Source organism: Chitinophaga sp. MM2321, from assembly GCF_964033635.1.
Taxonomy (GTDB): Bacteria; Bacteroidota; Bacteroidia; order Chitinophagales; family Chitinophagaceae; genus Chitinophaga.
In genome coordinates, this window is record NZ_OZ035533.1 from 372,874 (window position 1) to 395,438 (window position 22,565).

The window sequence follows — 22,565 nt, forward strand, 5'->3', positions numbered from 1 at the left end:
TGTTATATGATTTATTGTTGTTCTCAATATTTACCCCTAATTTTGGAGGCTTTTTAATCAATTACTTTAACGTGCGAATAAACATTAACAGGGTATCCCTGGCAGGTTTAGTTGTAGCCCTGGGTATTATTTACGGCGATATCGGAACTTCTCCGCTCTACGTTTTCAAAGCCATTGTAGGCGGAAACCCCATCAGTGACCTACTCGTTATCGGCGGTATCTCCTGTATTATATGGACACTTACCCTACAAACCACGGTTAAGTATGTAATTCTGACCTTACGGGCAGATAATAAAGGAGAAGGTGGTATCTTCTCCCTCTATGCGCTCGTTCGCCGCCACGCCAGATGGACCGTTATATTCGGTATGATCGGCGGCGCTGCTCTGCTGGCAGACGGCATCATTACTCCTCCCATTACCGTTACTTCCGCCATTGAAGGGCTTCGTACCCTGGAAGTTTTTAAAGATCTCAGCCAGATAACCATTGTAAAAATCGTTCTTACGATTATCAGTGGCCTCTTTATCATGCAGCAATTCGGTACGGTGTCTATCGGCCGTATGTTTGGCCCTATCATGGTACTCTGGTTCTCTATGCTTGGTATTCTCGGTATTTCGCACATTGCCGACGATATCAGCATATTCAAGGCATTCAGCCCCCATTATGCCATAGAACTGCTGACAACCTACCCTAAAGGCTTTTTAATCCTGGGCGCCGTATTTCTCTGTACAACGGGAGCGGAGGCACTATATTCTGACCTTGGCCACTGTGGCAGAGGCAATATCCGGGTTTCCTGGATCTTCGTTAAATCTTGTCTTGTTTTGAATTATCTCGGACAGGGCGCCTGGTTACTTACCCAAAAAGGACAGATTCTTCCAAAAGACCAGAATCCGTTCTTTACCATTATGCCGGAGTGGTTCGTCATCTTTGGTGTATTAATAGCCACGATGGCATCTATCATTGCCAGCCAGGCATTGATCTCCGGATCATTTACCCTGATTGCAGAAGCCATGCGGCTCAACCTCTGGCCTAAGATGCGGGTGAATTACCCTACTGAAATGCGGGGTCAGTTATATATTCCCGGCATCAACACCATGTTATTTGTAGGATGCACGGCCATCGTACTCCTCTTCCAGGAATCGTCGCATATGGAGGCTGCCTACGGCCTTTCTATTACCATTTGTATGCTCATGACTTCCTGTCTGTTTGCTTTTTATCTATATACCCGAAGGGTATGGGTAGGGTGGATCCTGCTCTACCTGGTGGTTTATTTCTCCATAGAATTTTCTTTCCTCTTTGCTAACCTGGTGAAATTTATGCACGGTGGTTATGTAACAGTAGTGGTAGCAGGAGGACTGTTCATCGTTATGATAGCCTGGTTTAAATCCCGGAAAATCAAGAACCGGTACGTGGAATTTGTACGGCTGGAAGATTATCTGCCTATTATCCAGGAGCTGAGCAATGATACCACTATCCCCAAATATGCTACACACCTTGTGTACATGAGCAGTGCCGACAACCCGAAAGAAATAGAACATAAGATCATTTATTCTATCCTCAACAAAAAACCCAAACGGGCAGATATTTACTGGTTTGTACACGTAGATGTGGTAGATGAACCTTATTTAAGTGAATATTCCGTGCAAACGATCATCCCCAATGAAGTGATCCGGGTGGAGTTCCGCCTTGGCTTTAAAGTGGAACAGCGTATCAACCTGATGTTCAGGATGGTGGTGGAAGATATGGTGCGCAACAAGGAAGTGAATATCACCAGCCGCTATGAATCGCTGAGTAAAAACAATGTGGTAGGCGATTTCCAGTTTATTGTAATGGAGAAATTCCTCTCGCACGATAATGATTTACCCCTGTACGAAAGGATGATCATGAAAATGTATTTCTTCCTGAAAAAAATCAGCTTATCGGAAGAACGTGGTTTCGGACTGGACTCCAGTTATGTGACCATCGAGAAATACCCGCTGGTAGTAGCACCCGTAACAAATCTTCAACTAAAAAGAATCGTACATTAATGTAGGAATTTGGTTATTCAGAGATGCAGGAATTTTGTTTCTGTTCCGAAAATCCATTTTTTTTATAGATATTGAGGTTTAAGGAATTGGGATTTATCAGCTAAATTCCAAAATATCTGAATCTCTAAATTTTCGTATGGTGAACAAATTTTTTGGCATGCTGGTACTGCTGGCACTGCAACAAAACCTATGGGCACAATCTATTCCTGCCCGCGACTACCAGGAACTGCCCGACCCACGGCCTGTTAATCAGGCTTCCTGGGATGCTGTAAAAGACAACCAGCTTCGTGTAGCTTTTGGTACTGCTGATACCCGTTATGAAAAAAGGAACGCTCCCGATAATAACGGTCTCTCAAAAACATGGACGACCAAAGCCTGGAAAGGTGAACGGGTGCATACACAACTAGTCATCTGGAGTAAACAACCACAAACGGCTCTCAGTTTAGAGACAACACCGCTGGTAAACAGCAAAGGCGACAGGATTGCTGCCAGTGCAGTAACTACCGGTTTTGTGAGATATGTGCTAACAGATGAACTGAATAAAGATGGCAGTGGCTGTGGTTTCCGTAAACCAGGTGATTTCGACTCTTCTCTCGTTGCAGATGGTATTGATATCATCAACAAAAGAGAACTCGCTGCCCGTACTACCCAACCGGTATGGCTTAGTATACAGGTGCCAGCCAATACGCCTGCGGGGGTTTATAAAGGCGATATACAGGTGAAAAAAGGTGCGGTTACCATTAACATGCCTTATTCAATAGAGGTGCTTAATCGTACCCTTCCGGCTCCTAAAGACTGGCAGTTCCATCTTGATCTGTGGCAGAGTCCTGACGCAGTGGCACGTATGTACAATGTAAAACCCTGGAGCGATGCTCATTTCAAGGCCATGAAGCCTTACATGGAAATGCTGGCAGCTGCCGGACAAAAAGCTATTACTGCGGCTATTATTTATGATCCATGGAACAGCCAGACAGAAGATGTTTATGGTACGATGGTGAAATGGACCAAAAAGAAAAATGGTACCTGGACCTACGACTATACTGTTTTTGATAAATGGGTGCAGTTCATGATGGACCTTGGTATTAACAAGGGAATCAACTGCTACAGCATGATTCCATGGAATCTGAAGTTTTATTATTACGATGAAGCTGCCGGAAAAGATACATTTATTGTAGCAAAACCAGGCACACCTGAATATACTGCACACTGGCAGCCTATGCTGTCTGATTTTGTAAAGCACCTGAAAGCAAAAGGCTGGTTCAACATCACTGCCATCGCAATGGATGAAAGACCTATGAAAGATATGCAACAGGCATTAACCATTATCAGAAAAGCGGATAAGGACTTTAAAGTATCTCTGGCAGGCAGCTATCACGAACCACTTGCTACTGAAATTTATGATTACAGTATTGCCTCCAAAGAAGCATTTCCTGCGGATGTGATGAAAGCCCGTGTAGAAAAGGGATTGCCAACTACTTTTTATACCTGCTGTACAGAAGGTTTTCCGAATACATTCACTTTCTCTCCAACTGCGGAAGCTGCGTGGATGGGATGGCATTCGGCCTCCAAAGGCTATACGGGTTATCTGCGTTGGGCATATAACTGTTGGGTAAAAGCACCATTGCAGGATTCCCGGTTCCGTGCCTGGGCAGCCGGCGATACCTATTTCGTATATCCGGGACCGAGATCTTCTATCCGTTTTGAGAGACTGGTGGAAGGTATCCAGGACTATGAGAAAATCAGGATATTGCGCGCTGAATTCTCCAAAACGAATAATACAGCGGCGTTGAAGAGACTGGATAAAATGCTGGCACCTTTTGATATAGATGCCCTGAAAACAACGCCGGCAGCGGCTATGCTGAGTGAAGCAAAAGAAACACTGAACAAATTCTAAAATACTTCCGCATAAAAAAAGTCCTCCGGAGAACCGGAGGACTTTTTTTTAACACAACTAAAAAACAATCAAGTTCGTCAATCGGGCTTTTTCCCATCTAAAAAGGTATTGATAGTATTTATTTCGGTGTGACTGTTCTGACCCGGATCGCTTACTGTATAGTTGGAATACAGGTGTTCGGCAGAGCCGGCACCATTGTCCAGGTTTATATTGCGACGCAGATAAGCAGGCACATTTTCTATTTCTGTGTTGTTATCCATGTTCTTCACATTGAAGCTGATGCTGCGCAGTTTTGCCACTCTTTCCGCCTGTTTGCGTTTCTGTTCTTCTAGCTCTTCATATGAATGCTGCATAGACACTTCAGGTGGTGCGGGTGGTGGTGGTGGCGGCGTTACTTCTTCTTCCTCTTCCTTGTACACCATTTTCATTTCAGGTGGCGGCGGTGTGCTGCCTGGTTCCACATAAATATGTGCTGGTCTGTTGAGGTAACCGCCTGCACCGTTACCAGCTTGTGGCTGAATCACGTTTACGTTGGGTTGTTGTGGTTGATGAACAGATGGCTGTTGCGGCAGCTGCTGTTGTTGCAGTTGTTGCTGCTGCATCTGGTGCATTTGCTGCTGGATCTGTTGTTGTTGCTGTTGCAGCAGTTGCTCCGCTGTCATTGGTTGCGGTTGCGGCTGTGGCTGCGGTTGTGATTGCGGTTCTGCCGGCAACTGTTGAATGTTCAGCACATAGTTCTGACGGGCAGGTGCTATGGGCGCCTGCTGTTGTGGCTGATACGATTGCTGGGGTGGTGTATAAGCCATGATAGGCTCAGGATGAACGATCACCGGTTCCATCAGGCGTGGGGCCATCAGGTCCTGTGGCTCCTGGAACAAAAGTCCCTGGGCCTGTTGTGCGCTCATTTTTTTTTCGTCACCATCCTTACCTAATTGCATCACAATTTTAGGTTCCGAGTTTTCAGTGTTAGTAGACGTTAGCTTTTGTTGCTGAATGGGTTTTTGTTCAAAACCGGTGGCAATAATTGTAACGCCCAGCATTCTGTCCAGTGTTGGATCGTAGCCCACACCGAGGATTACATCGCAATCTTCGCCGGCCTGGCTTTGCACGTATGCCTGGATAACATCCATTTCATCCAGTGTGTGTTCGAACTCACCTTCAGAAGAAGAGATGTTGATCAGGATCCATTTGGCGCCGCGGATATCGTTGTCGTTCAGTAATGGAGAAGTCAGTGCATCTTCGATTGCTCTTTGTGCGCGGTTTTCACCTTCAGCGAGGGAAGCACCGAGGATAGCCACACCACCGTTACGCATAACGGTACAAACGTCCGCAAAATCGACGTTGATCTGACCGGTAGAGTTGATCACATCAGTGATACATTTAGCGGCGGTAGCGAGGACATTATCTGCTTTTTCGAAGGCGGCCTTGAATTTCAGGTCACCGAATTTCTGCCTTAATTTATCGTTGGAAATAATCAGCAGGGTATCTACATACTCTTTCAGACGGCTTACGCCTTCATCGGCCTGTAGCATCCTTTTCTTGCCTTCGTAAGAAAACGGGGTGGTAACAATACCCACAGTGAGAATACCGAGCTCCTTACAGATCTTCGCGATAATAGGAGCGCCACCTGTACCGGTACCACCACCCATACCAGCTGTAATGAATGCCATTTTGGTATTCACCTCCAGTATCTTTTTGATTTCCTCAAAGGATTCTTCCGTTGCCTGTTTACCAATCTCTGGATTGGCGCCGGCTCCCAGTCCCTGCGTAAGGTGTGGCCCCAACTGTATTTTGTTGGGCACAGGACTATTAGCAATAGACTGAGCATCAGTATTGCAGATGATAAAATTCACCCCTTCAATGCGCTGGTTATACATATGATTCACCGCATTACTTCCACCGCCACCAATACCAATGACTTTGATGATAGAAGATTTTTCCTTAGGAAGATCAAAGTGTATCATGACTCTATACTTTTATGGGTTAGTACGAATAATTAATAATGAACGATTAAGAATTAAGTGCGTGTATGCTTTACTGTTATTATGGTTCATTTGTCCTGTCATTATTAATTATCGTCTTAATTCTTACTTGTTTAATAAACGTTTGTTTTTTGCAACAATTGCGCCACTTCGTATTTACAGTTTTGCATCTTCTTCTTCTGTAAACATGTCGATGATCTTTGTTTTCATTTTGTCAAGGAAATTCTTGAGCGATGCATTCCTTTCTTTTGCTTTCCTGTCCTGAATTTCCTGGCTTGAGGGGATGTCTTCATCTGACCAGCCTTCCTGTTGGGAAAACGTTTGGGAGGCCTGTTCTTTAGCCAGGTAGCTTGTATTAATTTTTACATAATTTTCTTCCAGTGCTGTACGATCATTTTCGAAATCGTTGTAGCCTTTCAGGATCAGGCCGACACAGGTAGCATACATAGGTTTGGTTAATTCATCTATGTGACCACTTGCGAGGTGTTCATTCGGGAAACCGATACGTGCGCTGGCGCCGGTAGTATATTCTGTCAGCTGAATGAGGTGTTTCAGCTGGGAACCGCCACCGGTAAGGATAATACCACCATTCAGCATTTTATTATCCATGCCGATCTGTTTGAGATGATACACAACAAAATCGAGGATTTCGCTCATGCGCGCCTGGATGATATGGGCCAGGTTTTTCACAGAGATTTCCTTGGGACTTTGACCGCGTAAACCGGGGATGGTAATATAAGCGTTGCTTTTGGCTTCATCTGCCAGTGCGTAACCGAATTGTACCTTCATCTGTTCCGCCTGTGTTTTCAATACACCCAGGCCGTTCTTGATATCGTTGGTGATATTTTCGCCTCCGTAGGGGATCACCGCAGTATGCTTGAGGATACCTTCGTAAAACACTGCCAGATCAGTGGTACCACCACCTATATCTACAATGGCTACACCTGCTTCAAAGTCCATGTCGCACATAACAGCGGCGGCAGATGCCAGGGGTTGAAGCACCAGGTCGCGGATCTTGAGACCTGATTTTTCTACGCTGCGGTTAATGTTGCGGATGGCATTTTTATCGCCGGTAATGATGTGGAAATTTGCACCCACCTTCACCCCCGACATACCAATGGGGTAGGTGATATTCTGCAAACTGTCCACAATGTATTGCTGCGGGATGACATCAATGATTTGATCACTGGCAGGGATAACGGTCTTGTACTGATCGTTGATTAACTGATCAATATCTTTCTGGGATATTTCCGCATCGGTGTCGTTGCGTACAATATCTCCGCGGGTTTGCAAACTTTTGATATGGTGACCGGCTATGCCTACGTATACTTCGTTAATCTCCAGGTTGGGGTTGGATGCATAACAATTTTCCAGGGCTTGCCTGATAGCCTTGATCGTTTGATCAATGTTCAGCACCATACCGTGCTGCACACCAAACGATGTAGCTTTACCGAATCCCAGGATTTCCAGTTTCCCGTATTCATTCTTCCGTCCTGCAATCGCAGCAATCTTCGTAGTTCCTATGTCGAGGCCTACAATGATGGGAGCTTCCTGATTCATGGCGTTTTTTGTTTTTTTGATGTGTTAACAGATTTATTCCCTGGCTTATATACTGCTTTAGGTTGTTGCTTAGGCGGCGCTGCTGCTTTTTCTTTCGTCACGTGTTTTTCTTTTTGCGTTTTAGCCTTTGCTTTTACTGTAGCCACCGGTTTTGCTACCGGTTTCACAGCTACCGGTTGCTCCGCTTTCGTTTCGGGCGGTTTTTCCGGGGGGTCCTCGCTGTCTGCAATGGGTGGCTCATCTGCAATGGCCAGTTTCAGGCTGTCGCGCCGGATCTCTGGTTGCAAAGGAGTTACGCCATCTTTACGCGTGCACACTACTTCGTTTTCAAATGCGATGTTGATGCGCGTGTAATTGTTCCAGCCTACTCTATTCAATCCTTCTTTATAAAAAGCCAACAGTTTTGTAAATTTTTTTTCAATATCAGTTCCTTCTCCGAATGCGATCACCTGGTCACCCATTTTAGGAATAAATTCAAACCTGCGATCACCGGTAATCATCAGCTGTTCTACCTGTGCCATCCAGAAAGGGTTCTTGCCGATGAAAGTTCCCATATCCACTATCTGTGCAGTTAACAGGCTGTCTGTTTGTTGCAGCTTTTCCGCATCAGTGGGGAAGCTGGTGAAAACAGGCACCCTGGCTGCATAGCGGGACGACACCGGAATGCGGTCTGCTGTTTCGTCCAGGTAAAAACTATTACCTGAAAAAGTAAACACACGCGCAACAGGTTCCCGTTGCGTCACTTTGACATGCAGGTTTTGCTGATTGTCAAAATAGATCTCTGCATTCTTTACCCATGGGTCCTGGTCTACAATATTTTCCAGCGCACCGATGTTGATCTCACCAACAGGTTTGCCAACGGGATTCAGTTTTTTATCTTTCGTAATCAGTGATTTAATATCATTCGCTTCAATAAAAAAATTATCATCCTTTCCATCAAATTTTACCTGGATACTTTTGCATTTGCCTGCATCTTTATCCTGGATAGCCGCTGCCAGCAATACCACAAAGCCTGTCATAACCAATCCCCACAACAGGACGGTAGCAAGCTTTTTTAATATGGTGCTGGTTTTAGACATTCTTTTATTTAGTTATTTTTTTATTTTATTGTGTTTTGTTGTTTGTTTTATTTAAGTAGATGACTGATCGGTTCTTTTAACTGATCAATATCTCCGGCGCCGGCGGTGATAAGTAATGACACATCATTTTTCTTTATCCATTCCAGCACTTCCTCTTTTTGTAAGATCTGTACCGGCACTGTAATCTTTGCAGCGAGTATTTCGCTGGTTACTCCTTCAATAGGCAGTTCACGTGCCGGGTAGATCGGGAGTAAGATCACTTCATCGGCCAGGGAAAGACTTTCTGCAAAACCATCTGCCAGATCACGGGTGCGGGTAAATAAATGCGGTTGAAATATTACCGTACATTTTTTACCGGGGAATAATGCTTTTGCGCTGGTGATCAGTGCACGCAGTTCTTCCGGATGATGCGCGTAGTCGTCTATATATACCTGTTGCTCATTTTTGATGACGTATTCAAACCTCCGTTTGATACCTTTAAAGCTGGCCATGGCCGCTTTTATCTTATCTGCGCCTATTCCCAGCAGGTGTGCTACCGTGATGGCAGCTACTGCATTCTCCACATTGTGCATGCCGCCGAGGTGCATTTGAATGTTATCGATCATCCAATCCTGCTGCATCACATCAAACTCATATCCACCGTTTATCATGCGTATGTTGGCTGCATATGCATTGGCAACATCGTTCTGTATACTATACAACAATTTATTTGTTGCATTCAGCTCATTATTGCGATGTAGGCCGAACCTGGCAATCAGCGTGCCATTAGGTTTGATATTGTGTGTATATTCAATAAAAGCATCTTCCATAGCCGTTGCTGTACCATAAATATCCAGGTGGTCTGCATCCATGGCAGTCAACACCGCTATATCCGGACTTAATTTCAGAAAAGAACGGTCGTATTCATCTGCTTCAATCACTGCTACCGCTTTTTCACTACTCCAGAAATTCTTGTTGTAGTTCACGCTGATCCCGCCCAGGAAAGCATTACAGCCATATCCACTGTCGGTGAGCAGGTGTGCTATCATGGTGGAAACGGTTGTTTTACCGTGGGTGCCTGCTACCGTAATGGCAAACATGGACCGGGTAATTTCCTGCAATACGTCGCTGCGTTTTACCACTTCAAAGTTATGACCACGGTACCATTGCAGTTCTGTATGTGTGGTCGGGATAGCCGGCGTATATACGACCAGGTTAGTTGCCTGATCTAATATATTGATGTCGTCTGTATAATGGATCTGCATACCTTCCGCTTCCAGTTGCCTGGTGAGTGGGGTGGAAGTACGGTCATAACCGCTTACCTGCACGCCCTTTTCGTTGAAAAAGCGTGCAATGGCGCTCATGCCAATACCACCGATGCCGATGAAATAAACCCGTTGTATGTTGTTCAAATCCATATATCTATCTACAATAACTTCTTCTCAATATGCCTGTTTCAAAAAATGCTGATCACTTCTTTCGCGATCATCATGTCTGCGTTTGGATTCCCCAAACTGCCGATATGTTGCTCCAATTGTTCCATCAGCGCCCTGTTTTGTAACAGGTTAAATAATACGTTGCCCAGTTGCGTCCTTACTTCTTCATCCTTAATGATGAGTCCTGCTTTTTTATTTACCAGGTTCATCGCGTTGGAAGTTTGATGATCTTCTGCCGCAAAAGGGTAGGGCACAAAGATCACCGGCTTTTTCACTACGCATAATTCTGCGATGGCCAGCGCGCCTGCGCGCGACAGCACTACATCAGCAGCTTTGTAGGCAAAGTCCATGACATTAATAAATTCATGCACCTTTATATTTGCCGCAAAAGGCGCTGCTGCTGCTTTTGCCGTTTCGTAATATGGTTTGCCTGTTTGCCAGATCAGTTGCAGATCTTTCTGCACAATTGTTTCCAGCAAAGGTTGTAATGCTTCGTTGATCGATTTCGCACCGAGGCTTCCGCCTACGGCGAATATTGTTTTCTTTGTATGGCTTAGTCCAAAATGTTGCAGGGCATCTTCCCGGCTCACGGCAGACTGTGTGATGTTGTTCCTCACCGGGTTGCCGGTGAACACCAGTTTGCCGGCAGGAAAAAACTTATCCATACCATCATATGCCACGCAGATCTTTTTTGCTTTCTTACCCAGTATCTTATTGGTTTTACCGGCAAAAGAGTTCTGTTCCTGTATCAATGTCGGGATACCATTCCGTTGTGCTTTTCTCAACATAGGAAAGCTGGCGTAGCCACCTACACCTACTACAGCATCCGGCCGGAAGCTTTCCAGTATTGCTTTTGCCTGTCTCAGGCTTTTCCAGATTTTGAAAGGCAGCAGTATATTTTTGAAGATATTACTGCGATTGAAGCCGGCTATTTCCAGTCCTTTGATAGGATAACCCGCTTGTGGCACTTTCTCCATTTCCATTTTACCGAGGGCACCTACAAAGAGAATTTCTATATCCGGTTCAATTTTTTTCAACGCATTAGCAATAGCTATCGCAGGGAAGATATGTCCTCCTGTGCCGCCACCTGCTATTATCACTTTGCGTTGCATGTTGTACCTGTTGTTATTGATTATTATAAATACGTATTAAGCGACTGCAGCGTTTTCTGTCTGCGCAATTACTTTTTCCAAACGTTCTTTTTCTGCCTGTTTACCTTCCATCTCTTCCACATTACGTGCTACACTGAGGATGATACCGATGGCCATACTGGTAAATAATACAGAAGAGCCACCCATACTTACCAGTGGAAGGGTAACTCCTGTAACCGGGAACAGTTGTACGTTTACCGCCATATTGGTTAACGCCTGTATCACCAGTGTTACACTTAATCCTACTGCCAGGAATGCACCAAAAGCATAAGGACATTTTCTATAGATCCTGATACTCCGCAGCAGCAACAGCATATAGGCGGCCAGGATCAGGAATGCGCCAAACATGCCATACTCTTCAATGATTGTTGCGTAGATATAATCAGAGTAGGCGTGTGGCAAAAAGTTGCGTTGCGTACTGTTACCGGGGCCTTTACCCAGCACACCACCACCGGCAATCGCGATGTTGGCCTGTTGTACCTGGTAGGGCATCTCACTGTGTTCATTATTTACAAAGTTGTCGATACGTTTTTCCCATGTTTTGGTACGCATCTCCATGCCTGTCATTTTTGCTACAAAGAACATGAGCACTATCAGTACCATTCCTGCTGCAACCATGGAAGCGAGGAACCTTACGGGTACCCTGCCGATGAAACACAGCAACATACAGCTGGCGCCCAGCAGTAATGCGGTACTCATATTGGCGGGCATGATCAGTACACAGATGATACCTACCGGAATAATGATCGGTAGGAATCCTTTTCTAAAATCGTTGATCACGTGTTGTTTTTTTGACAACTGCCTGCTTACATACATGAATAAGGCCAGTTTGGCCACATCCGATGTTTGGAAGGTAAGGTTGATGATCGGTAGCCTGATCCATCTGCTGGCTTCATTGATATTCGAACCGAATGCCAGTGTATATATCAGCAGCGGTATGGATACCAGGAAGCCTATCTGTGCCACACGGGCGTAAATGGTATAATTTACGCGGTGTGCAAAGTAGATGATCAGCAAACCCATTACCAGTACCGTGAGCTGTTTCAGCAGATAATATTCTGTGTGGCCACCACGTTCGCGGTAGGCCAGTGAACCGGTGGCGCTATATACAGCCAGCAAGCTAACCAGCGATAGAAAAAATACTATCGTCCAGATAACTTTATCGCCTTTTGTCCTATAGAGCAATGAGTTCATTTATTTGTTTTTAGTCTTCAGCTAATGGCTGTCAACTTTTCGTTTATTCTTACCCGTTATTCAACCTGTTACCTTTTACTACAATGCTATCACTGCTTCTTTGAACTTGCGTCCCCTGTCTTCATAATTTTTAAACAGGTCGAAGCTGGCACAAGCCGGTGAAAGCATCACGATATCACCTTTGGTAGCCTGTTCGAAAGCGGCCTTTACGGCTTCTTCCATGCTACTGGTGTTGATCATGACAGGCGTATCTTTCGATAACGCTGCTGCTATCGGTGTGTTATCTATGCCCAGGCAAATAATGGCTTTTACTTTTTCCTTCACCAGATCACGGATAGCATTGTAGTCATTGCCTTTGTCTACACCGCCCATGATCAGTACGATCGGCTTGTCGAAACTTTCGAGGGCGAACCATACGGAATTAACATTGGTGGCTTTGCTGTCGTTGATAAAATCAACGCCTTTCACGGTAGCCACATATTCCATCCGGTGCTCGAGGCTTTTGAATGACGTAAGGCTCTCTCGGATCTTTTCTTTTCGTATATCCATGGTTCTGCCTGCAATTCCTGCTGCCATCGAATTATATAAATTGTGTTTGCCTTTTAATGACAGATCATACATGGACATGATTACCGGTTCTCCATCGACCTCGATGTGCACCTGGTCGTTGGCAATAAAGCCGCCTTCTTTCAGTGGTTTCATGATGGTAAAAGGTATTAATGTTGAATAAATGGGTTGCTGCGCTAAATGCTGCATGATCTCATGGTCGTCCATGCAATAGATGAAGTAATCCTCCTTCGTCTGGTTCATGGCGATTCTGAATTTGGCCGCTGCATAGTTTTCCATTTTGTACTCGTAGCGGTCCAGATGATCAGGCGTAATGTTCAGCAGGATGGCCACATTGGGTTTAAACTCCTTTATGTCATCCAGCTGGAAGCTGCTGATTTCAATCACATAATACTCCGCTGGTGCGGTCGCCACCTGCCTGGCATAGCTTACACCAATATTGCCAACCATGGCCACATCGAGTCCTGCAGACTTAAAGATGTGGTAGGTGAGGGCCGTAGTAGTGCTTTTGCCGTTGCTGCCGGTGATGGCAATAATCTTTTTACCTGTCGAGAAACGGTAGGCCAACTCTATCTCGGAAATCACGGGTACACCTTTTTCGCGTACCTTTTTCATCAGTTCCGATTTTTCGGGGATGCCGGGGCTTTTTACTATTTCGTCTGCCCCCAGGATCACATCCCAGGAATGATGTCCTTCTTCAAAAGAGATGTGGTTTACCGCCAGTTCCTGTTTATAGTTATCTTTTATAATGCTGCCATCGGATACGAACACATCATACCCCTGCTGTTTTCCCAGCAAGGCCGCGCCTATTCCACTTTCACCGGCTCCTAATATGATGAGTTTGTGTTTCATTTTTTTTCTTCGTTATGAATATTTGTGATTATCTCATTTTAAATGTTGCAATAGCAAATACCACGCACATCACGGTCACGATCCAGAAGCGTACGGATATTTTACTTTCATGATAGCCAATCTTCTGATAGTGGTGATGCAGCGGCGACATTTTCAGTATACGTCTGCCTTCACCATATTTCTTCTTTGTGTATTTAAAGTAAGACACCTGCAACATCACAGACAACAGTTCCACCAGGAATACGCCGCAGAAAATCGGGATCAGCAATTCCTTCCGCACAATGAAGGCCAGTGCAGCAATGATGCCTCCCAGTGCCAGGCTGCCGGTATCTCCCATGAACACCTGCGCCGGATAAGCATTGTACCAGAGGAAACCTACACAGGCACCTACGAAAGCCGCAATGAAAATAGACAGCTCTCCCAGGTTAGGGATGTACATGATGTTCAGGTATTCTGCAAACTGGATGTTGCCCGATACATAAGCAAAAATGCCGAGACATACTCCGATTATGCCCGACACTCCTGTTGCCAGGCCATCCAATCCATCCGTTATATTTGCGCCGTTGGATACGGCGGTGATGATAAAGATGACGATCAGTATATAGATGACGAACGTATATTTTTCTGCGCCGGGTATCCAGGAGATCAGTTTGGAATAATTGAACTCATGATTTTTTACAAAAGGAATAGTGGTGATGGGCGTTTTCACATCCACAAACCGGTGTCCGTCTTTAGTAACGCGTTCCGGATGATTGGTCATCTGTCTTTCGTAGGGGGCCAGTTTCTTGGCGCCAATTACCTCGCGGGATACTACCACATCGGTATTGAAATAGAGGGTAGATCCTACGATCAAACCAAGACCAACCTGTCCCAGTATTTTGAACCTGCCGGCCAATCCTTCTTTATTCTTTTTAAATACTTTGATATAATCGTCCAGGAATCCGATCAGCCCCAGCCAAACGGTACATAATAAAACCAGCCAGATATATACATTGGCGATCTGCGCAAAAAGTAAAGTAGGGATGATGATAGCAGCGAGTATAATAAGCCCCCCCATAGTAGGTGTGCCCTTCTTGGTGTTTTCACCCTGAAGGCCCAGCTCACGGATCGTTTCACCGATCTGTTTGCGTTGCAGGAGTTTTATAATACGTTTACCCAATAACAAGGAGATAACCAGCGAGAGCAGGAGTGCCATCGTTACGCGGAAGGTGATAAACTGAAACATTCCACCACCAACGATGCTGTAGTTAAATTCTGTTTTCAGGTAATTTAAAAAATAATATAACATACGTTTTAGTCGAAGCTGTCCGGCCCGCCATATGCGGATCGTAGCTGTTAAGTCATTGAGTTATTAAGTATCAGTTCTTCGAAAAATTATTTATCCATCATCTTCATCATCTCCAGCAGCACCTGTTTATCGTCGAAGGGATGTTTCACCCCATTTATATCCTGGTATTTTTCGTGGCCTTTTCCTGCCACGAGGATGATATCTTCTTTGCCGGCGAGGGTGACTGCGGTTTTAATCGCTTCTTTCCTATCGGTAATGGATATCACTTTCTTTTTAAGGTGAACGGGAACGCCTGCTTCCATTTCATGAATGATCGCCGCCGGGTCTTCTGAGCGGGGATTATCGGAAGTCAGGATTACACGGTCACTATTTTCTGCGGCTACATCCGCCATTACAGGGCGTTTCGCTGTATCTCTGTCGCCACCGCAGCCCACTACGGTGATCACCTTTTCGTATCCTTTGCGCAGGTTTTTAATCGTAGCCAGTACATTTTTTAATGCATCCGGCGTATGTGCGTAGTCCACGATAGCGATAATCTGCTCCTGGTCTGAAACGATGTAATCAAACCTGCCTTCAGCGCCTTGTATGTCACTGAGCGCCTGCAATACTTTCGCTTTTTCTTTGCCCAGCAATATGGCGGCGCCATAAACAGCCAGCAGGTTGTAGGCATTAAACTCACCTATCAGGCGGAAGTGTACTTCTACATCGCCTATCTGCATTACCAGACCGGTAAGATTATTTTCCAGGATCTTACCCTTGAAATCGGCCAGGGTGCGGAGGCTATAGGTGGCTTTCTTCGCTTTGGTATTTTGCAGCATCACGTTACCACGTTTATCATCGAGGTTGGTGAGGGCAAATGCCGGTGCTGTCAGGTTATCAAAAAATGATTTCTTCACCCGGATATATTCATCAAATGTTTTGTGATAATCCAGGTGATCGTGTGTGATATTACTGAAGATGCCTCCCGCGAATTTTAAACCTGCAATACGTTGCTGGTGGATAGCATGGGAGCTAACCTCCATAAATGCATAGAGGCAACCTTCGTCTACCATTTTTGCCAGCAGGGCATTCAGGTTGATAGGGTCCGGTGTTGTATGCGTGGCCGGTATAACGTTGTCGCCTATCTGGTTTTGTACGGTAGATAATAATCCACATTGATAACCGAGCCTGGTAAATAAACGGAACAGCAGGGTAGCAATGGTGGTTTTACCATTGGTGCCGGTAACCCCTACCAGTTGCATTTTATGCGAAGGGTTATCATAATAGTTACCTGCCATAATACCGCTGGCATTGGCGCTGTTATCTACCTGGATATAGCATACCTCATCTGATAACTGTGCCGGTAATGTTTCGCATATGATCGCCGCAGCGCCTTGTGCTACCGCTTTTTCTATGTACAGGTGGCCATCCACATGTACGCCTTTCACCGCAATGAAAGCATCTCCGGATCCTACGGACCTGGAATCAATGCTCAATGCGTTTACGGTAATGCTTGTATTACCATGAACAGCTATGATGCTTACATTATACAATATGTCACGCAGCGTCTTCATCTAACTCAGTTCTATTACTATCGTTTGTTCGTTTCCTATTTTAGTTCCGCCGGGAAGTGATTGTACTTTCACTTTGCCGGCTCCTTTTACCACTACGCGCAGTCCTGCATTTTCGAGCAGGTACAGCGCATCTTTCAATCCCATTCCTGTTACATCCGGTACGGCGCCTTTTGTTTGGGCAACCGGTTGGAAATCAATTTTCCGGTCGGTTACTTTGGCGCTTACCCAGCTGTTATTGGCAACAGTGCCATTCCAGGGCAGTTGTAAGGTGCCGAGGATTTGTTTCCATTCCTGTCCTCTTCCGTTTTTCAGTGCCAGCATGGTATCCAGTTGCATGGTTGCCTGCATGGGTTGTTGTTTTTCCACAGCAGTGGCAAACAGTTTATCTGCTACTTCGCGGAACACCGGTCCGGCCACGTTTGCGCCATAAAAGCGCAAGGCGTGGGGTTTGTTTTTAATCACTACCACGCAGGTATACTGCGGATCATTTGTCGGAAAATAACCGGCAAATGAGGCCTGGTAGATCTTGTCTGCATAACCGCGGTTGCCGTTTGCAACCAGGGCGGTACCTGTTTTACCTGCGAAGTTGTAGTAGGGGGTACGCAATTTTCTTGCAGTACCATCTATGGGTACACCTTCCAGCATCGCCTGTACCTGTTTGAGTGTATTGTTTGAACAAATGCTGTCCAGCAATACGGTGGGCTCAAACTGTTTAACTACCTGGCCATATTCCATGACAGAATTGACGAGGTAGGGTTTCATCATTTTACCGTTGTTAGCCACTGCATTGTACAACATGCACGTTTGCAGCGGGCTTATCAGCACTTCGTACCCGAATGCCATCCAGGGTAGCGTAGTATTGCTCCAGGTTTTGGAGCTGGTGGTTTTAATCACCGGGCGTCCTTCGCCTACCAGGTCGATCCCCGTACTTTGATCCAGTCTCAGTCTTTTGAGATGGGATACAAATTTGTTGGGTTGTTTTCCATAAAACTGCACGGCCAGTTTGGCCATGCCTACATTTGAACTGAGTTCGAATGCATGTTTGATCGTTACATTCTGCGGGCCCGGATGCGGTTCGGAATCGAATACCGTTCTGCGTCCTACCTGCCAGCGGCCACCATCCATGTTCACCATGGAATTCATGGTAGCATATTTATCTTCCAGTACTGCAATAACGGTGGCGAGCTTGAATGTTGATCCGGGCTCGCCTACCTGCAATGCGTAGTTCATATCTTCCCAGTATCCGCCATCGGATTGTCGTCCGAGGTTGGCTACTGCTTTTATTTTGCCTGTTTTCACTTCCATGAGGATACAGGTACCATGGTCTGCTTCGTTTTGCACCATCATGTTCATGAGGGCGGTTTCCACGATGTCCTGCATATTTACATCGATGGTGGTGATCACGTCGCGGCCATTTTCCGGTTCTATATCATATCCTTCCACCGGTACGTAGGTACCTCCGGCGATGCGGCGCATCAGTCTTTTACCGGTAACGCCTTTCAGGTATTCGTTGTATGTTCTTTCCAGTCCAACGCTCTGGGAGTTCTCGCGTGCCAGTCCTATTGTTCTGTTGGCGAGCAGTTTAAAGGGATTGATGCGCTTACTTTTTGTTTCCGCGATCATACCGCCTTTATTTTTCCCCAGTCTGAACATCGGGAAGTTGCGTAGTTGCTGATACTGGTTAAAGGGTACATCTCTTTTTAATAAGAAGTAGCGGTCCTTTGATTTGTATCCTTCCTGCAACATTTGTTTATAGCCGGCTTTACTGCGGTCACCAAACAATTGTGAAAGGTTCAGCGCCAGTGAGTCGACATTTTCTTTAAATGCTTTTCCACCTTTATCACGGAGGCCATCGGCGGCAAAATCTATCCGGATATCGAAATACGGAATGGAGGTAGACAGCATTCTGCCTTCCTCCGAATAGATGGTGCCTCTTTCAGCGTCCAGGGCTACGTAGCCGGTATGGAGACTGTCAGCCATACTACGCCAGTAGTTTCCTTTTACGTTCTGTATATAAAATACCTTTGCCAGGATGGCGACGCCAAACAGTACCATGCCAATTACGCATAGATAAACCCGCCACAATATGTCCTTTTTTACATCCACGTATGTTTAGCTAAAGGCTTTATAAAGAGATACCTGATACTGGCTGCGTTTTTTATGAGATGCTTGCCATGTTGAATTTAGCAGCATCCCCGTCCTGCCATGATATGCAGGCGGGCAGCATCAGGTATCAATGTTAAAATCATTTGTCAGTTTCCTTTTTCAACACAATCTTTTGTGGAGGGGAGCTGAGTTGTTTAAGGCCCAGCGGCTCTACAGACTTGCTGACTTCACTCATCTTACTTTGAAACATGAGCTCACTTTTCACGTTGATGTATTCCCATTTCAGCTCTTTTATTTCTTTGCCAAGCTTATTAATACGGCGGATTTTCTTTTCAGCGAGGTGACTATTGGCGATATAAATCAAAGCCAGTACCGACAGGAATCCGATGAAGGGCATGTTTTGTACCAACGCGCTGTAGTTGATGCGTAACCGCCATTCTCTTTTCGGTTCCCGGGGAGCAGTTGTTTCTGCTGCCGGCGATTCCTGGATTGTCTCTATATTTTCTTCCTTCAACACGCGCAATGCCTTTTAAAAATCTTACAATATAAAATTGAAGCCAATCACAACAGATGTGTATATAGGATAAGGATAGGATCTTGTGAGGCGGCGTAATACCGTATCACGATGTTTTTTCGGCTACCCGCAGTTTTGCGCTTCTCGATCTGCTGTTGATCTTTAATTCTGCATCACTGGCGGTAACCGGTTTTTTTGTGATTAATCTGAACAATTTAGGGGGTGTTTCCATTGCAAACGGATCTTCCTGTGCTTCCTCGAAACTGCCTGTCTTCATAAAACCTTTTACCAGTCTGTCTTCCAGCGAATGAAAGGTGATCGTGGCCAGTCGTCCTCCTGGTTTTAATACATTGGCAGACTGGGTCAGTAAATCTTTTAAGGCGCCCAGTTCATCGTTAACGGCTATACGTAAAGCCTGGAAAACCTGTGCAAGATATTTCTGCGGATTACCTTTTACGATGGGCTGGATCACAGCTTTAAAATCTGTGATGGTGCGCATGGGGTGTGCTTTCCGCAGCTTTACAATGGTTTGTGCCAGGGTTTTGGCATTGGTTACTTCTCCGTATTCCTGGAAAATCAGTTGTAACCTTGCTTCACCCCAGGTTGCCAGTATTTGTGCAGCCGTAAGTGTTGTTCTCGTATCCATCCGCATGTCCAGATCGCCTTCGAAGCGGGTACTGAAACCTCTTTCTGCTGTATCAAACTGGTGCGATGAAACGCCCAGGTCTGCCAGTATGCCGTCAACCTGTTCTGCTTTATGAAATTTCAGAAAGCGTTGCAGATGCCGGAAATTTTGTTGCACAAATGTTACGCGTTCATCTATAATCCTGTTACGATATGCATCTTCATCCTGATCAAATACGATCAGCCGTCCTTTTTCGCCCAGTTTCTCCAGTATGGCTTTCGCATGACCTCCGCCTCCAAACGTTGCATCTACATAAATCCCTTCCGGGTGGATGTTTAGCAATGTTATTGTTTCCTGCAGCAGAACGGGTAGGTGATATTGTTGTTCGCCCATGTGCTCCAGTTTAAATTGAAATATTATTATCTCCTCCTCCCATTACCTGTTGAGCCAGATCACTGAAGGCTCCCGGTGAGAAATTTTCAAAGAACTCCTGGTATTTACCTATATCCCAGATCTCGATTTTATTGGATGCTGCTGCCAGCACAATATCTTTTTCCAGATTGGCGTACGACAGCAGGTTTTTCGGTACCAGCAGTCTTCCCGCGCTATCTAATTCCAGTATCGTAGCACCGTTTAAGAAGTAGCGCCTAAATTCCCTAACTTTCGGGTCAAAATCATTCAGCTTGCTGACACGTTCAAAAATGGGCTGCCACTCATTCATGGGGTACAATGACAGGCATTTCTCAAATCCACGGTTTATCACAAACTGTCCTCCGGCCCCTTCGACTAACTGCTTTTTGAATCCGGCAGGTAGTAAAAAGCGTCCTTTTGCGTCCAGCGTTGCTTCATATTCACCTAAAAAACCTGTCATACCATGGGGCAAAGTAAATGAAAATCCATTTTCTAACACAAAATAACACTTTTTCCCACTTTTTAACGAAAAAATACTTTATAAATTTTTTCCACAGAAAGAAAAGAGCCAATGGAGGGAGTTTGACTGCCATTTATTCACCTGCTATGTGTATTGCGTATGGATATATGTTGATAATGTGTTAATATAAGCGGAGTGAATGTGTGTATCTGTCATATCTGTTATTTGTACCGCTGCCCGGCAGCTATAGCCGGGTGAGGAATTTTACCGGAGAAAAAATTATATGTGAATAAATATTTTAATTTGATGACCTTTTTAGCATCGTTTGACACTTTTTCCCCGTTTTACCTTTTCAGATTCGGGCTGCCGCCCCAACTTCTTTGTACCTTTTTTGCCTTTCTGCTGTCATTTCTTTATTTTTGACGGCAGCTGTTTTCAATGGGATACCGTAACAGATAGGGGAGCCTATCACCGGGAAAGTCCCGCAGCGCATCTGTTTCAAAGGTTTGGCAACACAGAAAAGGGAAAAACCGGTTGCTGGATAAAAATGCGGGCTTCGCCGATTTAATTGCCTCTTTTACAAAATTTTAACAGCAATGAAAATCTCTCTGCCTTACATTTACATTTAATTCTTAATTTTGCCACTCTTTTATGCGGAAATTTTTATTGTACATCAGTGTTCTTGCGCTTATAGTGTCCACTTCCTGTAATAAGGAGCTGAGGAGGATAGAAAAAAGCAACAACTTCGAAAAGAAGCTGGCATATGCCGATCAGTTGTATCAGAAGAAAAAATACAATACGGCGCAAACACTTTACCAGGACCTGTTACAGGTGTATAAGGGAACGGAGAAGTTTGAGGCCCTGTATTACAATTACGCATACTGTTCCTATTATGTAAAGGATTATACGCAGGCAGGCTTTCATTTTAAAAACTACCTGGACGTATTCCCCAACAGCCCGAGAGCGGTGGAAATTGATTACATGCAGGCCTATTGCTATTATAAGCTGTCACCCAAAGTGTCATTGGATCAAACCAATACCATGAAGGCGATCGCTGCCATGCAAACCTTCATTAACAACTACCCCCAGGCGGAAAAAGTAGCGGAAGCCAACCTGGTAATAGAACTGTGCCGCCGCAAACTGGAGAAAAAAGAATTTACCAGTGCTGAACTGTATTATAACCTGGGCTTTTATAAAGCCGCGGGTATTGCCTTCAAAAACCTGATGCGCAATTACCCCGACTCTGATAAAAGCGATGGTTACAAGATAATGGCCATCAGGTCTTATTTTAATTATGCCCGGAATAGTGTGGAAGGCAAGCAGAAAGAACGCTACGAAACCGTTCTGAGCGAATATCTGGACTTTGCAGACCACTATCCGACCAGCAAATTGAAGCCTGAAGCCGAAAAATTTTATACCTTAGCGCAAAACAATATAAAATCCCTGGATAATGAGCAAAATAAAGCGAAGTCTAACCAGTAGTCTTAATCCCTGGGTAGAAACAAGAAACACTACCGATATTAAGAACCGTACCGGTAATTTATATGAATCTATTGCCATCATAGCCAAACGTGCCAATCAGATCAATATTTCCGTGAAAGAGGAGCTCCATTCCAAGCTGGAAGAGTTTGCCAGTCATACTGACAACCTCGAAGAAGTACACGAAAATAAAGAACAGATAGAGATTTCCCGTTTTTACGAAAGACTGGCAAATCCTGCTATCCAGGCCACACAGGAATTCCTGGACAACAAGATTTATCACCGCAAGAACGACGACGATCTGTTTAGCTAATCCCGCCACACATTATTTTGTGAGGTACGCGATTGCGAAAAATAAAAATATTAATTTCATGGCGGCAGAAGCATTTCTGCCGCTTTTGTTTTTATATA

The 22,565-nt window shown here is 45.0% G+C and carries 17 protein-coding genes; 4 read left to right on the forward strand and 13 right to left on the reverse strand.

Annotated elements, in window-relative coordinates; genetic code table 11:
- Positions 1-71 precede the first annotated feature (71 nt).
- Together ABQ275_RS01435 and ABQ275_RS01440 are read left to right on the forward strand one after the other, a co-directional pair.
- The gene (locus ABQ275_RS01435; protein WP_349316481.1) at positions 72-2,024 is read left to right on the forward strand and encodes a KUP/HAK/KT family potassium transporter; all 1,953 of its coding nucleotides are present in this window, start codon (positions 72-74) and stop codon (positions 2,022-2,024) included.
- Between the two features lie 136 nt (positions 2,025-2,160).
- On the forward strand, positions 2,161-3,918 hold the full coding sequence (locus ABQ275_RS01440) for a glycoside hydrolase domain-containing protein (protein ID WP_349316482.1): 1,758 nt from the start codon (positions 2,161-2,163) through the stop codon (positions 3,916-3,918).
- A 77-nt stretch (positions 3,919-3,995) separates the two neighbouring features.
- On the opposite strand, the gene ftsZ is transcribed toward ABQ275_RS01440, so the two are convergent.
- The 13 genes from ftsZ to mraZ all read right to left on the reverse strand — a co-directional run bounded on the left by ftsZ (position 3,996) and on the right by mraZ (position 20,675).
- The gene (gene ftsZ / locus ABQ275_RS01445; protein WP_349316483.1) at positions 3,996-5,882 is read right to left on the reverse strand and encodes a cell division protein FtsZ; all 1,887 of its coding nucleotides are present in this window, start codon (positions 5,880-5,882) and stop codon (positions 3,996-3,998) included.
- Between the two features lie 174 nt (positions 5,883-6,056).
- Complete coding sequence (ftsA, locus tag ABQ275_RS01450) at positions 6,057-7,460, reverse strand: cell division protein FtsA (protein WP_349316484.1); 1,404 nt, start codon at positions 7,458-7,460, stop codon at positions 6,057-6,059.
- Entirely contained in the window at positions 7,457-8,539 is a 1,083-nt protein-coding gene (locus ABQ275_RS01455) for a hypothetical protein (RefSeq protein ID WP_349316485.1), read from the reverse strand. The genes ftsA and ABQ275_RS01455 overlap by 4 nt, the downstream gene beginning before the upstream one ends.
- Before the next feature lie 47 nt (positions 8,540-8,586).
- Entirely contained in the window at positions 8,587-9,936 is a 1,350-nt protein-coding gene (murC, locus tag ABQ275_RS01460; RefSeq protein WP_349316486.1) for a UDP-N-acetylmuramate--L-alanine ligase, read from the reverse strand.
- A gap of 38 nt (positions 9,937-9,974) precedes the next feature.
- Positions 9,975-11,066, reverse strand: coding sequence for an undecaprenyldiphospho-muramoylpentapeptide beta-N-acetylglucosaminyltransferase (murG, locus tag ABQ275_RS01465; protein WP_349316487.1), 1,092 nt, complete (start codon positions 11,064-11,066; stop codon positions 9,975-9,977).
- Positions 11,067-11,102: 36 nt separating this feature from the next.
- Positions 11,103-12,299, reverse strand: coding sequence for an FtsW/RodA/SpoVE family cell cycle protein (locus ABQ275_RS01470; RefSeq protein WP_349316488.1), 1,197 nt, complete (start codon positions 12,297-12,299; stop codon positions 11,103-11,105).
- Positions 12,300-12,377: 78 nt separating this feature from the next.
- Positions 12,378-13,718, reverse strand: coding sequence for a UDP-N-acetylmuramoyl-L-alanine--D-glutamate ligase (murD, locus tag ABQ275_RS01475; protein ID WP_349316489.1), 1,341 nt, complete (start codon positions 13,716-13,718; stop codon positions 12,378-12,380).
- A gap of 28 nt (positions 13,719-13,746) precedes the next feature.
- Entirely contained in the window at positions 13,747-15,006 is a 1,260-nt protein-coding gene (gene mraY / locus ABQ275_RS01480; protein WP_349316490.1) for a phospho-N-acetylmuramoyl-pentapeptide-transferase, read from the reverse strand.
- An 86-nt stretch (positions 15,007-15,092) separates the two neighbouring features.
- Positions 15,093-16,559 carry a UDP-N-acetylmuramoyl-L-alanyl-D-glutamate--2,6-diaminopimelate ligase gene (locus ABQ275_RS01485; protein WP_349316491.1) on the reverse strand — a complete coding sequence of 489 codons (1,467 nt, stop codon included), beginning with the start codon at positions 16,557-16,559 and terminating at the stop codon, positions 15,093-15,095.
- The gene (locus ABQ275_RS01490; protein WP_349316492.1) at positions 16,560-18,614 is read right to left on the reverse strand and encodes a penicillin-binding protein; all 2,055 of its coding nucleotides are present in this window, start codon (positions 18,612-18,614) and stop codon (positions 16,560-16,562) included.
- Positions 18,615-18,804: 190 nt separating this feature from the next.
- Positions 18,805-19,182, reverse strand: a complete 378-nt coding sequence (locus ABQ275_RS01495) for an FtsL-like putative cell division protein (RefSeq protein ID WP_349316493.1) — start codon at positions 19,180-19,182, stop codon at positions 18,805-18,807.
- A 103-nt stretch (positions 19,183-19,285) separates the two neighbouring features.
- The gene (gene rsmH / locus ABQ275_RS01500) at positions 19,286-20,197 is read right to left on the reverse strand and encodes a 16S rRNA (cytosine(1402)-N(4))-methyltransferase RsmH (protein ID WP_349316494.1); all 912 of its coding nucleotides are present in this window, start codon (positions 20,195-20,197) and stop codon (positions 19,286-19,288) included.
- Positions 20,198-20,207: 10 nt separating this feature from the next.
- Positions 20,208-20,675 carry a division/cell wall cluster transcriptional repressor MraZ gene (mraZ, locus tag ABQ275_RS01505; RefSeq protein WP_349316495.1) on the reverse strand — a complete coding sequence of 156 codons (468 nt, stop codon included), beginning with the start codon at positions 20,673-20,675 and terminating at the stop codon, positions 20,208-20,210.
- A gap of 651 nt (positions 20,676-21,326) precedes the next feature.
- Between mraZ and bamD the strand changes: the two genes are divergently transcribed.
- Positions 21,327-22,157 (forward strand): outer membrane protein assembly factor BamD, encoded by an 831-nt coding sequence (gene bamD, locus ABQ275_RS01510; RefSeq protein ID WP_349316496.1) that lies wholly within the window; start codon positions 21,327-21,329, stop codon positions 22,155-22,157.
- Complete coding sequence (locus ABQ275_RS01515) at positions 22,126-22,467, forward strand: DNA-directed RNA polymerase subunit omega (protein WP_349316497.1); 342 nt, start codon at positions 22,126-22,128, stop codon at positions 22,465-22,467. The genes bamD and ABQ275_RS01515 overlap by 32 nt, the downstream gene beginning before the upstream one ends.
- Positions 22,468-22,565: the final 98 nt, after the last annotated feature.

Excerpts from the sequence above, each read along its gene's own strand:
- murG (WP_349316487.1), bottom strand. The coding sequence starts at position 11,066 with ATGCAACGCAAAGTGATAATAGCAGGTGGCGGCACAGGAGGACATATC.
- bamD (WP_349316496.1), top strand. The coding sequence starts at position 21,327 with ATGCGGAAATTTTTATTGTACATCAGTGTTCTTGCGCTTATAGTGTCC.
- ABQ275_RS01440 (WP_349316482.1), top strand. The coding sequence starts at position 2,161 with ATGGTGAACAAATTTTTTGGCATGCTGGTACTGCTGGCACTGCAACAA.
- ABQ275_RS01470 (WP_349316488.1), bottom strand. The coding sequence starts at position 12,299 with ATGAACTCATTGCTCTATAGGACAAAAGGCGATAAAGTTATCTGGACG.
- ftsZ (WP_349316483.1), bottom strand. The coding sequence starts at position 5,882 with ATGATACACTTTGATCTTCCTAAGGAAAAATCTTCTATCATCAAAGTC.
- murD (WP_349316489.1), bottom strand. The coding sequence starts at position 13,718 with ATGAAACACAAACTCATCATATTAGGAGCCGGTGAAAGTGGAATAGGC.
- mraZ (WP_349316495.1), bottom strand. The coding sequence starts at position 20,675 with ATGACAGGTTTTTTAGGTGAATATGAAGCAACGCTGGACGCAAAAGGA.
- ftsA (WP_349316484.1), bottom strand. The coding sequence starts at position 7,460 with ATGAATCAGGAAGCTCCCATCATTGTAGGCCTCGACATAGGAACTACG.
- ABQ275_RS01455 (WP_349316485.1), bottom strand. The coding sequence starts at position 8,539 with ATGTCTAAAACCAGCACCATATTAAAAAAGCTTGCTACCGTCCTGTTG.
- ABQ275_RS01490 (WP_349316492.1), bottom strand. The coding sequence starts at position 18,614 with ATGGTACTGTTTGGCGTCGCCATCCTGGCAAAGGTATTTTATATACAG.
- rsmH (WP_349316494.1), bottom strand. The coding sequence starts at position 20,197 with ATGGGCGAACAACAATATCACCTACCCGTTCTGCTGCAGGAAACAATA.
- mraY (WP_349316490.1), bottom strand. The coding sequence starts at position 15,006 with ATGTTATATTATTTTTTAAATTACCTGAAAACAGAATTTAACTACAGC.
- ABQ275_RS01485 (WP_349316491.1), bottom strand. The coding sequence starts at position 16,559 with ATGAAGACGCTGCGTGACATATTGTATAATGTAAGCATCATAGCTGTT.
- murC (WP_349316486.1), bottom strand. The coding sequence starts at position 9,936 with ATGGATTTGAACAACATACAACGGGTTTATTTCATCGGCATCGGTGGT.
- ABQ275_RS01515 (WP_349316497.1), top strand. The coding sequence starts at position 22,126 with ATGAGCAAAATAAAGCGAAGTCTAACCAGTAGTCTTAATCCCTGGGTA.